Origin of the sequence: Rickettsiella endosymbiont of Litargus connexus (assembly GCF_964277335.1) — a bacterium.
In the GTDB taxonomy this organism is placed as follows: Bacteria; Pseudomonadota; Gammaproteobacteria; order Diplorickettsiales; family Diplorickettsiaceae; genus Aquirickettsiella; species Aquirickettsiella isopodorum.
The window spans coordinates 898,791-913,620 of record NZ_OZ195516.1 but is presented as its reverse complement, the minus strand read 5'-3'; the positions used below and the strand labels follow the sequence as shown (position 1 = coordinate 913,620).

The 14,830-nt window shown below is 37.2% G+C and carries 3 protein-coding genes; all 3 read right to left on the bottom strand.

From position 1 onward, the window contains the following. Positions 1–24: 24 nt before the first annotated feature. Genes ACICP9_RS04085 through ACICP9_RS04075 form a run of 3 tightly spaced genes read right to left on the bottom strand, consistent with a single transcriptional unit; the run spans position 25 to position 14,808 of the window. The gene (locus tag ACICP9_RS04085) at positions 25–5,613 is read right to left on the bottom strand and encodes a beta-ketoacyl synthase N-terminal-like domain-containing protein (RefSeq protein WP_395497004.1); all 5,589 of its coding nucleotides are present in this window, start codon (positions 5,611–5,613) and stop codon (positions 25–27) included. Beyond that, on the bottom strand, positions 5,606–8,362 hold the full coding sequence (locus ACICP9_RS04080) for an alpha/beta fold hydrolase (protein WP_395497002.1): 2,757 nt from the start codon (positions 8,360–8,362) through the stop codon (positions 5,606–5,608). The genes ACICP9_RS04085 and ACICP9_RS04080 overlap by 8 nt, the downstream gene beginning before the upstream one ends. After that, positions 8,362–14,808 (bottom strand): SDR family NAD(P)-dependent oxidoreductase, encoded by a 6,447-nt coding sequence (locus ACICP9_RS04075; RefSeq protein WP_395497000.1) that lies wholly within the window; start codon positions 14,806–14,808, stop codon positions 8,362–8,364. The genes ACICP9_RS04080 and ACICP9_RS04075 overlap by 1 nt, the downstream gene beginning before the upstream one ends. Positions 14,809–14,830 lie beyond the last annotated feature (22 nt).

The following is a 14,830-nucleotide window of genomic DNA, read 5'->3' as shown; positions in this document are numbered from 1 at the left end:
GTCATTCTCAGTAGGGTTTGAGATTTATTTTTCAGTTATAGGTACCGGAATTTCAATTTTAAATTTGGCTGCTTTTACACCTAAATCAATGAATGATAACAGTGGAATATCATTAGGGTCGCAAACGAGTATATGGGTTCGAAAGGAAGATAGTTTTTTCGTATAGACTTGAACACTATTTAAAGATTCTATATTTAATCTCTCATTAAGAACCATTGATCCTAATGTAAACGGCATTAATCCCGCTTCGCTAGATTCAAGTGAAATAACCATGCCTGTTTGTAGTGCACAGTCTAATAAGCTGACAATGCTTCCTTGTGTGTTTAAAGAGAGTTTTGCTCGAGAAGTATTTTTATACACATCGACGTAGTCAATGCATTGAAAGTAGGGACCATAATCAATGCCTAATTCAGAAAAAGCATTATAGACTTGTAACGCAGAGTATCGGGTTAAAGGGTTAGATTTTAATGTGTGTTTTACCTCCTCTAACCATGATTTTGGCAAAACTAAAGAACTTTTTTCAATGAATTTACCGAATGAAAAGCTTGTTTCCTGTAAGTCCTTGAACTCAATTTGGTACCCCTCTTGTATGGGTTTTAATGTGATAGATAAAGATAAATTGACCTCATCCGCTTTGATAGTGATAGGCCTTATCCAATAAAAATTTTCTACAGCAGTTAATGGCGATTTAATGCCAGCGCGTTGAAGTACCATCATGGCGAATTCAATATGAGCAACCCCCGGTAATATCTTTTGTTTGAAAACACGATGATCCTCTAAAAACGGGTGGTTATTGGCTATAGTTAATCGGTACTCATGAGGACTTAATTTATGTAAACTAATATTTGTCAGTAAAGGTTTGACGGTAGTTTTATTGCTTAATAAATTTGTGTACCAGTAATTTTGCTCATCAAATGTATAAGGCGTTAAGCTGATACGTTGGAATGTGTTATCTGTGAATAAAGTTTTCCAATTAACAATTTCTTTATTGAGATAGGCCCGATAATAAGAGGCTAATTCGGGAAATTTAGTAAAATCAGTCAATTTCTGATCTTTTTTTTCTATTGTCGACAACTGTTTTTGTAATTCTTCGCGATTCGAAGCGATAAATGCTAAGCGATAATTCACAAAATGGTCACGTCCTATGGCTAAGGTATAGGCGATATCTTTTAAGCTAATTGACGGCGATAAGGAGTGTAAGTCTTCTATTAAGCTTAGAACCCGTGCTTTTAATGACTTCTCATTTTTTGCTGAAAGAATAATGAGTGATGCCTGTTCATCTTTTGGTGTTTCACTTTGTGAAGGGATCGATAAATTGGATACGACCACGTGAGCATTCGACCCTCCAAAGCCCATCGAACTTATTCCCGCTACCAATTCATCACCAACCCAAGCTTGGTTTTCGCTTAAAATTTCTAGAGAGGAAGCACTAAGATCGATAAGCGGGTTTAGTTTTTTAAAATGTAAGTTAGCTGGGAGTTGTCGATGACTCATAGCTAATATTATTTTTAGCAGTGATGCAAATCCAGCGGCCGCTTCCAGGTGACCGATATTTGTTTTTACTGCTCCGAGTTTTATCCGATTAGGATTATGAGTGAGAGCACTGTTTGCAAATGCTTTTAATGCATCAATTTCGATAGGATCCCCCAGTTTTGTGCCTGTGCCATGCGTTTCAATATAACTTAATTTATTAGCTAAGCTAGAATCGTAGGCTTCTAATAATAAGGCTAATTGCGCCTCTATATTTGGCGCACTAAGCGATTGTGCTTCTCCGCCATGGTTTTCTGCAACCGATTCAATGACTGCGTGAATGGTATCTCTATCTTTTTCAGCATCCGCTAGAGGTTTTAATAAGAACCCAATAACACCTTCCCCTCGAACATAGCCATCGGCCTCTTCCGAAAAGCTCGCACAACGGCTATGTTCGGATAAAAAATTACCGGCTTGCAGTGCTTCACTCAAATGATTATCCGCTATCAAATTAACCGCAGCAACAAATGCCATCTTATCGCGGGTTAAACAAAGTTGATCACAGGCTCGAATGAGTGCAGTCAGCGAGCCGCTGCAGGCGGTATCCAGCGTCATGGATAACCCATGCCAATTAAAATAATAAGATAAACGGTTAGCAAGTATGGCAGTGGAATTACCCGATAACGAATAAGGGTTTGCTTGCAGTGAGTCTTTAATTTGTGCGAGTAAATAATCCATGCCAGTAGCAGCGACAAAGCAGGAGATGGGAGAGGATCGCAACGCTTCGGCGGAATAACCCGCCTGTTCAAGTGTCTTCCAGGTACATTGTAATAACAAACGTTGCCTTGGATCCATTCTAGCGGATTCAAGCGGAGAGAGTTTAAAAAAACGTCTGTCAAAGCGTTCAATATTATCGATATAGCCTGCTTTATCAGTACTATTAAGCCAATTTCTATGGTGTGAGGAGACTCGATTTTCATGGTTGATGAGTGAATGCCAAAATGATTTTGCATCCAGTCCACCAGGCATTAAACAGTCATAACCAATAATCGCTATTTTTTTCGACAAACGCTTTTTATGTGGTAAATGGCAGCTTGATCGTTCAACGTTATCTTGATTTTGCAATCGTTTAGCAATATCAGCGATATGGTTTGTTCTATAAAACTGATGTGCAGGAAAATCTACAGAAAATATTTGTTTTATCAACATCGATAAACGCGTAAAACTCAATGAATTGAAACCATAAGCAGTGAGTGATAGGCTCGTATCATCGATAAGTATATCGAAATGATCTTTAATAAGCTTGCACAAGCGGTTCACCTGACTATCATTCTGTGCGGGTGTGAATTGTTTTCTAGAAGAATGAACTTGTGGTTCCAGTTGCGATAAGGGCATATTGGCTAAAGCATTTTTTTCAATTTTACCACTGCGGGTCATAGGAAAGGTAGGGAGGTAGATTAAAGCGTGTGGGCACTTATAATCAGGTAACTGGAGTTTTAGTTGAGATAAGACGTGGTTATTATCAATTAAACGATATTCGCTGTTAGTATAAAAACAACATAGGTGTGTCTCGGGTTGTGCTCGCATGACTGTAACAACATCAATACCTGGTAAGATAGTTCTAACTTTTTCATTAATTTCATTGAGTTCTACCCGATGCCCTCTTATTTTAACTTGTTCATCCATTCGATTGAGGTATTGAATTTTATCTTGACCAAATGCAACAACTTTATCGCCCGTTAAATAAGCTTTTATCCCTGTTTTTGAGATAGTAAACGCGTTACTCTCACGGTTGCTATAGCCTTTTGCTACACACTTGCCGGTTATGAGTAATTGACCAGGCATACCTAAGGCAGGTGTTTTTCCTTCTTCATCGATAACATAAATTTCGCTATTGTCTACAACGGCACCAATACAAATAGGCTCATTTTTTTTTACTCTATTGACGGAAGCCCAAATAGTCGTTTCTGTAGGACCGTACATATTAAAAAGGGTATGCCCTTGATTTAAAAAATACTCTGTAAGAGAAAAGGGCAATGGTTCGCCGCCAATCCATAGTATTAAGCGTTTTTTACTAAACCATTGGTGGTTTTTTAAGAGTAAATAGCTTGATGGAGTAGCTTGAATAACCGTGATAAATTGCGTCTCTATTATTTTTGCTAACTCCGCCGCATTTTTTCTTAATTTTTCGCTAACGATATAAAGCGAAGCCCCACAAAAAAGAGGTAATAACAATTCTGCAATAGAAATGTCAAAACTAACAGGTGTCATCGCTAAGAGTGAATCAACTGCCGTTAAACCGGGTTTAAACGCCATGGATCTAAAAAAATTGAAAAGATTTTGATACGTGACCCTTACCCCTTTCGGTTTACCACTAGAGCCAGAAGTAAAAAGTGTATAGGCAATATCTTGTTTAGAAGTAGAATTAAAAGACTCAGCGCTAAGTTTTTGTTGTGTTTTTAATTTTAAGATCGCATTGATATGGATTAATTGGTATTGACCCGTGTCATTCTTGATTCGATGTAATGTTTGGTCATCAACGATAATAAGTTTTAAATTGGTATCATGAATTATTTCATTAATAACTAAGTCAGGTAATTCGATGGCAAGAGGGATAAATAGGGTAGAAGAAAAAATACAAGATAGCATGGCGACAGGTAAATAATATTCGCGCGCCAGGTAAATGCCTATGCCTTTATCTCGTATTGTGCCATCAAATTTTTTTAATTCTTGATAAATACATTGCACAGCGCAGGCAATCTCATAGTAACTCATTTGATGTGTTTCAGATTGAATCGCTATTTTTGATGCATATTGTTCAGTTATTGTAAACAGTTGTTCCGCGAGTGTTATTTTTGGCAGAGCAGTGATACGACCCACTGAGATAGGGGTTGCTTGAGTAGAAAATTTAAGTGAACTAATGTAATTATGAGTGTTTTGTGTGATGAAATCGATCGTTTTTTCAAAATTTTTAGCTAATTGATTGAATAATTCAATGGCAAACTCACCACGGTTTGATTCAAGTTGAATGACCATTTTTTTTTCATTAAAATTATAAACTAGTGAGAAGCATTTAAGGCTGCTTTGACTATTGATAGAGGTGACTGAAGAAGGTTTTCCTTTAATACGAGGGCTTTCTAATGGCAATAGACCCGGAGAATGATTGATAAGTACATTAAATAAATTGGGATGGTGATTGAGTTTTTCATCAAGCATTGAGATTAATTTAGAAAAGGAAATGCTTCCCGCTAAACGATGTTGTTTTCTCTGTGTTTTAATTTCCTCTAGCACGGTTAATACGCTGCTTTTTTTATTACAGGTAATAAATAACGGTAATAGGGTAAGATAACAGGCAATGGCTTGATGTGGCAGTCTCTGACTAGCGCAGTAAGAAAGCACTAAATTGTTCTCTGTAGTTTCTTCATTAGTCGAATAAACATGAATAAGTATGGCGACTGCCGCTGTGATCACTTGAAAGAGTGTAAATTTATGTTGCTCTGTGAACTTTTTTAAGCGTGAAAAACAAGCGGGGCTAATATTCCAACGTGTCGCTATAAACGCTTTATCAGTTATTTTTGGTAAAAAGGGGAGTGCTTGATAGACCGATTTATAGTTCAGTTGCTTCTGCCAGTAATTAATAGCATTTTTTTGATTTTCCTGTATCTGAAAATCGGAGTTAAAGTTTATTTGATTAAGCTTATTAGCAAATACACAGGATAAGGCTTTACAAAAATCAGAATAACAAGCCCCGTCAAAAATTAAATGGCTTAAATGAACAATAAGCGAACCACTTTTAGAATTTTTTTTCCACTCGAAGCAATACAATGGAATACTATGGATAGTAAAAAGTTTTTTTACAGGTTTAATAGGTTCTAAAATTAAGCTCACAGGATTTAACGAGGGATCTTGCCGCTGCTTTAATAAAATCAAATCTTTTTCAAAAAAACGATATGTAAATCCTGGGCAAATTTCGGTTAATAATAAATAAATGGCGGTTTGTAGTTCGTCTATTTTCATCGCAGCGGTGATATGAAACTGATATGACAAGGTATTGGATACTAAATTCCCCTCTTTTTTCATGCTATCAAAGATTAATTTTTCCGACTCACTGGCATGTAGAATTTCATGATTCAGTTTAGGCATAGGGTTTTTCGACCTTTAAGAGGAATGCTAATAAATCAGGATTAAATTGATGGGTTTCAGTAAGAGGAATAAAATGGCCGCTATCAACGTAGGGCTTAACTTTTGATCCTTTAATATAAGCGAGAAATTTATTTTGCTCTGTACTTAATAGGGGATCTTTTTCACCATAGACAATCAGTGTGGGTATATTGATCTTTTGCAAATCAAAAGCTGAAATATTTAGTTCCATCAACGACTGGTAGTAATAACTTAAAACACTCATTTCAGATTTTGCACCAATGTGTTTATCAATATCGTCTTGTGTTTGATAGACAATCGATAGGAAATTTTGTAGGGATTGAAGTTCATTTTGTATCGCTATGGTTTTACCAAATAATTCACTATCGAAATAGGTTGCACTACTGACTAAAGTCATACTCTGCACCAAATCTGGTTTCGTTAATGCAAGCAGTAAACTAAGTATGCCGCCTAGAGACCAACCAATAAAATGGGCACGAAGCTTATTTTTATCGAGATAATGAATAATTTGATTAACGATATTTTGCAAGGAAAAGGGCTGATTAGGATCGAATACAGAAGGATAGTGACCGGGATAGTGGGGAATATGTAACTGATAAGCTTGAGCATGTAATAAGGGAATTTGTCTTAACCAAGCGAGGTAATTCGTATTTAATGGTGGCAATAATATAATAGGTATACCAGGCTTCTGACTGACTACCCAACATAGCGCTGAGGGTGGTGATTCTTTTAAAGATAAGCCTAGTGAGTTTAAGTTTTTTTCACTAAAGGGGCTATAGGATATTATCTCCTTATTTTTTTTCAGACTATCAGCAAATTTTGTTAGCGAAGGAGCATTCCAGACGGATTCTATTTTGACATCAATATTTTTCTCACGTAATGCGTCAATAAGTTGAATCGCCGTTAATGAATCGATGCCTAATTCAAGCAGTGACTTATTTTCATCAATAGCAAGCTTTTCATAATGTAGTAAAGAAGAAAGTATAGATTTAATGACTTCTAAGATTGCTTCGAGCGGTTCATTTTTTTCATCGGGGAGGGTGAGCGAGTGAGTTATCCAATATTCCTCTTTTAAAAAAGGATAGCTAGGTAATACATGAGGGCTTAAGTGTAAAGACGTTGAGAGTTGCGTATTATCACCCTTTAACCATGCTTGAATAATAGCGTGAGCACTATTATCTTGTCCCTCTGCATAAAATTGAACGATTGATGATTGCAGAGAGATATTTTGCAAATTTAAAATTAAGCTATGATGGTCTTTTGCATAGACCGCTATTCGATGTGAAAAATATTTCGGTTTTCTAATCAAGCGAGCACTCATATCAGCAAGCGAAATCTCAGTGGTTGTGATTAAGAAATCGCGTAGATGATTAATAATAATTTCAAGTTTTTCATTATTTTCAGCACTGAAAATAAAAAAATGTTCGAAAAGATGAGATGGGTTGACGGTTTTTTTATGAGGAAACTTTAGAATTAAGTGAGCGTTTGAGCCGGTAAAGCCAAATGCACTGATCCCCGCATAGTATTTATCGTCTGGCCATTTGACAGTGGTTTGATTAATCGTAAAAGGAGCAATCGAGGCATGCTCACTTGCTTTCTTGAATAAGGGGTTAGGTGGAATAAGTGCGTGTTGATAGCTGAGCAAAACTTTAATGAGGCTAGCTAGACCTGCGCATACTAATGTATGGCCGATAATAGTTTTTGAAGAGCCTAGATAACAGGATCCTTTAATGACTGTATCGCCTAAAGCGCCGGCTAATCCTCTAAGCTCAATTAAATCGCCTAGTTTAGTCCCTGTTCCATGTGTTTCAATCATGGCTAAATCATTGAAGCTAAGCTCGCTATGTAACGCCCGTTGTATGACAGATTGTTGTGAGCGTGAATTGGGCGCCATCAAACCATTACTTAAACCATCATGATTCCAGCACAATGACTCAATAAGACCATAGACATGGAGTTTTAATTCAATGGCTTGTTCGAGTTTCATGATGACAAGCATGACAGCGCCTTCAGAAGGAACAAATCCATCCGCGCTCTCATCAAATACAGCACAATGCTGATTCGCTGAAATCATATCTGCCTGGGAGGCAAGTTGATGAAATTCAGACGTAGAAAAGAGTGTCGCTCCACCCACTAATGCGGCCTTGCATTCACCACTTTCGATAGATAAACGCGCAATATTTAATGCCGACAAACCAGAAGAACAGGCGGTATCTATGGTAATTGAAGGGCCATTAAAATCATAAAAATAGGAAAGACGTCCTGATAAAGCGGAAGGCGCGTTACCTAAAAAACTATAGGTATTGGAAGAGGCTTTTTTGTTTAATAGTAATAAATTCTTATAATCACTAGGAAGACTAGAAGTGAAAATACCGGTATTGATTGATTTTAATGTTTCAATGGATACCCCGCTCGATTCAATGGCTTGCCAAGATACTTGCATTAACCATCGTTGTTGGGGATCCATACATAGGGCTTCGTAAGGGGATATATTAAAAAAAGCAGGATCAAAACATTTAATGTCAGTTAAAAATCCAGCTTTAGTCTCATACCCATCCTGCCATTTTCTTACTTGATTGGCGCATTCATTGCCTGTAATTAAATTTTTCCAATAAGTATCTAGAGATTCAGAGCCAGGTAGTTTACATGCCATGCCAACAATGCAGGTTTTGTTTAAATCTTTTTCTGTCCAAGTGTCTAAAGTAGTGGGTTCTTTTGCTAATGCCGTCATTAAATGTTCTCCCTCAATTCAGCGATGTCATTTAATGCAACAGGGATCTCATCATCAAACCAATAAGGTTTAAGGTCAAAACAATATCCCGGTAGATGGTGTTTTTTTATAGAAGTATTTCCGTATAATTTAGACCAGTCTAATTGTTTACCTTGCAAATAAGCTTGCATTGCATCGTCTGCATTCATTTGAGAAGAGAAATCATTGGGTTTGAGCGTGGTATTCACAATACCGCTATAATGACTATTCGTTAGTGCCTCAATGAAGTCATTAAGATTATCGCTGACTACCGCCATGCGATGTCTAAAATGTTCTCGTGCTGTATTTAGCGTAAATGAAAGGGAGAGCAGTGAGTAGTCGCTCCCTTCTTTTTTTAAAAAAATGGCAAGTTGTTGCCGCATTTTAGTTAATGAATTTTCAGAAACTGCCGATAAAGTAAATAAATAGCGTTTAGTTTCTGTCAATTGATCAGTTGTCGGCGTTGCTTCATAGCGCATCATGACTAAATGCGCATTGGAACCGCCAAAACCAAAAGAACTAATTCCTGCTACGAGGGGATGTTTACTCTGCCATGATTTATTTTCTGTTAGTAGTTCAAAGGGCGTATTTTCTAATTGAATGTAAGGGTTTTGCTGATTAAAGTGGATATTTGCAGGTAAATTTTTGTTTTTTAATGCATAAATAACTTTCATTAATGCAGGAATACCCGCTGCGGGTTCTAAATGCCCTACATTGGTTTTAACGGCACCCAGCTGAATGGATCCTTTTTCAGCATCAGGATTAAGAATAGCAAAAGCTTGAGTTAATGCATCAATTTCAACAGGATCGCCCAGTTTGGTACCTGTACCATGTGTTTCAATATAACTCACTTGTCTCGCTAATGAGGGACTATACGCTTTAAGTAGTAATTGTTTTTGTGCTAAAGGTTTAGGTGCGGTCAGCGAGTTTGCTTTACCACCGTGATTTTCAGCAAAACTTTTTATTATCGCGTGGATAGGGTCATTTGCTTTTTTGGCATCTTTTAGCCGTTTAATCAAAAAGCATCCAACCCCTTCACCTCGGACATAACCATCGGCATTTTTGTCAAACGTAGCACATCGATAGTTAGGAGATAATATCCCCATACTGCTTGCAGCATCGGTCACGACAGAGTCAATGAGCAAGCTGACAGCACCTGCTAAAACCGCTTCACATTCACCATTTTTTAAAGCGATCAAGCCACGATTAATAGCAACTAAGGTGCTTGAACAGGCGGTATCAATCGTTTGACTGGGCCCATCAAAATTAAATAGATACGAAATACGATTTGCAAGCATCGCATGAGCGTTACCGGTCGCTGCATAAGCATGATTACTTCGTTGTTGTTGCTGCAATAGGCCTTGATAATCATTAAATTGAACACCCACAAATACACCGACATGGTGTAGTTGTGAGGGAGTATAAGCGGCATTTAATAAAGTATTATAAGCCGTTTGTAGAAATAATCGATGCTGAGGATCCATTAACGTGGCTTCGCGCTTAGAAATACCAAAAAATTTAGCATCAAAACCCCGTATATCGGCTAGCGTTGCTGCATAATAGTTTCCATTTTTCCAACGTTCTACTTTTCTAACCGCAGATTGATTATTCAGTAAACTTTGCCAAAAGCTGGCTATATCAGGTCCTCCTGGTAATAAACCATCTAAACCAATAATGGCAAAATCATCCTCTGACTCACCATAAATAGAAGGGGTACTTAGTATGGATTCATGGTTAAGAGCAGTCTGTTTAATAGCAGAGTCTGATTTTTTGACAATATAGTCAGTGATTTTTTCTAAGCTGTTGTAAGTGAAGAATGCACTGGGTGCCATAACAATGTCAAAGTAATGGCGTATTTCGCTTGCCATTTCAGTTAACAATAGGGAATTAAAGCCTAAATCACTTATTTGCATCTTTAAATCTAAATTTTCAGCAGGCATTTTTGTTATTTTTGTTATGATCTGTTTTAATTTTTCAAGTACATTTTCTTTATCTAATATGTGATTATCAGACGTTGAAGAAGCCACTGATTTATAAATTAAATTATCTTTTATCTTTTGATGGGTTCCTAGCAATGGAATTATTTGTGAGGGGATCTGTTTATTTAACAAGCTATCAAATAAATGAACGCCTTCTTCTTTTTTCAATGGGCGTAATCCTGTGGTTTCAGTAATATAATCAACCGTCGCTTGATCAATGGCTAAGCCTTCAACTTGCCAGAAGGGCCAATTAATTGAAATGCTAGTCCCTGATCGTAAACCGCTCTTAACCTGCTGGGCTCTATTATTTGAAAATAAATCTAAAAAGGTATTAGCGACACAGTAATCTGCTTGGCCGACATTACCAAATATGCTTGATACAGAAGAAAAACAGATAAAAAAATCGAGTGCTAAATTTTTTGTTGCTTTATCAAGATGAATAGTTCCATCAATTTTACTGCCTATGACGGCGTTAAAATCAGCAAAACTTTTTTTGTTGAAAAGGCCATCGTTCAATACAGAAGTGCTTTGTATGACCCCATCTAAGCGCCCATGTGATTGTAGGATATGGCTAATGCATCGTTCGACTTTTGCAAGCTGGGTAATGTCAGTGACATAGTATTCAAGCTTTCCTTGCGACTTGCTTAATTGATCAAACAGTTTCTGTTTGTGAGTGCTTAGATTGGATCGGCCAATAATAATAATGGTTGCGTGATAATTTTTTAAAAGCATTTCGCTAATTAATAGACCGATAGCGCCAAGACCTCCTGCGAGCAAATAAATACCGCCTTTTTTAAGTAAGCTTATTGACGGATATGTATCTACCCCATGAATTTCAGTGTACTGATGCTCATACCAGCTTTTTTCTGAAAAAATAGTGTGTTGATAAGGAATATCATTTTTTTTGAAGCAACCTTGAGTGTTTTCTATTAAGTCAGCTAATAAGTTATCGGATTCTATCAACAGCATATGGAAATTAGACTTCTCTAAAGAGATGACTCGGAACAAAGCTGAGAGTGATTTAAGGTGTGCAAGTTCGGCATTGCTACGATAGGGCGTGCAATGTTGGTAGTATAAGGTTTGATTTAAAGAATAAACAAATTGAGCGAACTCAAAATGTAATTTAAAAAATTGTTTTATATCGGGTTTGATTTCGTAGGCGCATAGGTTAACAATAAAGACATTGAGCGAATCTATGCTGGCTATACGAGACCGTAATGCTTTTTCCCAATCGTTATTTTCATCCAATAGAATACAGTGATGATGAGTGTCATTAAGTATTTTTTCGAGAGTGGCCATTTGATGAGCAAGACATAAATATATTTTTGGCGAATCTTGCTCAAGCACTAAGGGGGGAGAGCATTCGCTACGATTTGGCGTTAGCAATAGTGGGTTAATGTTGATATTCTCTCTAATAACGACGGGATCGGTTTTATCAAAAATTCCGATTGCCCAATAAGCTTGTTGATTAAATAGTTTGTTGGGTTTTGCTAATACTTTACGTTGATGTGACGGAGGCGGACTTTTTAAAATGACGTGAGCATTCGATCCTCCTGCACCAAAGGCACTAATTCCTGCATAAAGACAATTCTGTTCAGTTTTCCATTCACACAATTCTTTCTGTAGCTTTAAACGACTATTTTTTAAAGGTAACTGTGGATTTTCAATGCTACAAAAAAGAGAAGGGACTAATGTGCGGTAGTGCATTTGTAGAAGAACTTTTACAATAGAGGCTAAACCTGCCGCTGATTCTAAATGACCAATGTTACTTTTCAGTGAGCCTATACCACATCGTGTTTGCGTTTCTGTTCCATAGGCGGTATTCAAGCCTTCAATTTCAATCGGATCGCCTAACGAAGTTCCTGTGCCATGTGCTTCAACGTAGCTGATTTTATTCGCAGAAAGTTTGGCTTGTTCCAATGCGTTAGAAATGACGATGGCTTGGGATTGAGCAGAAGGAACGGTGAAAGCACTCCCGCGACCCACTGCATTTAATGCACTCCCTTTTATAACCCCATAAATCTTATCTTCATCAACGAGGGCTTGTTTGAATGGTTTGATGACTAATGCGATGGCACCTTCACCAGGGACATAGCCATCTGCGCCGATACCAAAACTATAGCAGCGACCGGTAGGGCTTAAAAATTTCCCTTCACTCAAGAATCGAAATTTACCCGGATGGCACATGATATTGACGCCACCTACTAAAGCGGCTTTGCATTCTTTTAAACGTAAACTATTAATGGCTAGGTGTAGTGCGCTTAAAGAACCAGAACACATGGTATCAATGGATAGGCTGGGCCCTTTAAAATCAAAGTAATGAGAAAGATGATTGGCTATTCCTGCAAAAGAGCTATTAATTAACTTTTGTTGAGACTCTAAAATTTGATAATGGCCATACATAGCCGCAATAAAGACACCGACGTTGGAAGTAAAATTCGAAAAAAAATCACAATCAGCGAGTGCCAAATAGCTTTGATGTAATAAACGGCGTGCTTGCGGATCCATTTTTTCTGCTTCGATCGGTAAAATTTTAAAAAACTGAGCATCAAACATCTCAGCGTGTGTGATGAATCCTCCATGTCTTGCATAATTAGCGCCAGATTTTTGTGGATCGTTAGTAAAGTAATTCCGCCAATTCCATCGAGAAAAAGGAATTTCTTGAATAGCGGATTGACCTTCCTTAAGGAGCTGCCACAACTCAATAATATTGTCTGCTTTAGGAAATTCTCCGGCCATACCAATAATAGCAATATCTTCTTCATCTTCTTCGCGATCCGTATCGTCGGTTATTAATGTTTCTGATAGCGAAGGTTGCAAGCTATTTTTTTTCTTACTTATGAAAGAATCCGTCATCTTGGTGGGTATTAAAACGTCGTTTAAAGCAGAATAATAATTTTCAATTAAAAATTTTGCGATAGCGCCTATCGTTCCATATTGAAATACTAAGGTTTTAGTAATGCTGATTTGATTCTCGCGATGAGAAAGTGATTGAGAAATGCGAACAGCGATATTAATCGCAATGATTGAGTCTACCCCTTTTTCTAAGAGATAGTCATGATTTTTTAAATCACGTAGCTTAGTACATTTTACGATGATTTCGTGAACCCATGCTTCAATTGATTTCAAGGATAGCGATTTAGAATCCGCTTGTGTTTTTAATGTTAAAGCTGTTTTTTTACTTGTTTGGTCAACAAGACTATAGGCTCCTTGGTATATAGCGGCTATTTCAACTTGCTGTGCTAATAGCTGGCACATCGATGCTAACGCTTTTTGAGGTAACATGGCTTCCAGCAAGGATGTGTTTTCCATTTGCATGCCTGACTCTGATTGCCAGAGTCCCCAATTGATGGAGTACCATTTGCTTAGCGTATTAGTTTTGTTGTTATGGCGGGTGATGGCGTTTAAAAAAGCGTTAGCTGCGGCATAATCGGTTTGACCTATATTGCCAATGATGCCGGAAAGAGAAGAGAATAATATCACCCAATCCAATTTAAAGTCTTTGGCTAATTGTTCTATGACTAAAGTACCACCGACTTTTGGTGTTAATGTTTTTACATAAGTTTCTATTTTTTTTGATCTAAACAAACTATCGTTCAGCGTTCCGGCAAGATGGAAGATTCCGGTAATTTTTCCGTAGTTTTTTTCTAGGTAAGTCGCTATTTCTTTCATTGCAACATAGGCGCTGCAATCTACTTTAAAGTAAGCTTTAGCGCCGGTTATTTTTAGCTGTTTAGAAAATGCAGGATCTAATTCACGTCGTCCGGTTAAAAAAACTCGACAGCTAAATTCATTTTTTAAATACGTCGCTAAGATTTGTCCTAAAGCACCATTTCCACCGGTTATAATCACATTTCCTTGAAGAAAGGGAGGATGAATGGGTTCTAATGCGATACTAGACCATTGTGTGTAAACTAATTGATTTTGTTGTAACTTAAATTGCTTATAGCCGTGCGAGAAACACGTCTCAAAATAAGTAGGGAAGTTTTGCCAGAAACTATTATCAATCTCTAAGTGACAATACTGAAACGTCGGGACTTCTTGTGTTAGAGATAATGCGCTGCCATGAAATAAACTAGCGGCCATATTATCGGAAGATGAAACTAATAATAGCCGACAAGCAAATGATTGTAAGATTTCGAGTAATTGATAATTAAATTTTGCGGCAGATAGCCATGTGTTTTGATTCAAGGTTTGCTCTTTGTAAGCAAAGATTATATTTTTTCCAAGCGAAGAAAGAAAATTTTTTAAAGCAATATGCAGGCTTTCCCTAGAGAAGACATCCGTATCATTGACATAAAAACGAGTTAAAGTCGGTGCTGCTTTTTTAGATTGGTTATAGAGCTTTTCATCATTGGTAAAAAAAAATGTGGCTGAAAAAGGTGGAGGTGTTATTAAATCACAAGGAGTGAATCGTTCACCTAAAATATTATTAATTAAATGTTCCATTTTTAATTATTACTCATGCTAA

What these genes read in the sequence shown, in the direction of transcription:
- ACICP9_RS04085 (WP_395497004.1), bottom strand. Translation starts at nt 5,613, where the DNA reads ATGCCTAAACTGAATCATGAAATTCTACATGCCAGTGAGTCGGAAAAA.
- ACICP9_RS04080 (WP_395497002.1), bottom strand. Translation starts at nt 8,362, where the DNA reads ATGACGGCATTAGCAAAAGAACCCACTACTTTAGACACTTGGACAGAA.
- ACICP9_RS04075 (WP_395497000.1), bottom strand. Translation starts at nt 14,808, where the DNA reads ATGGAACATTTAATTAATAATATTTTAGGTGAACGATTCACTCCTTGT.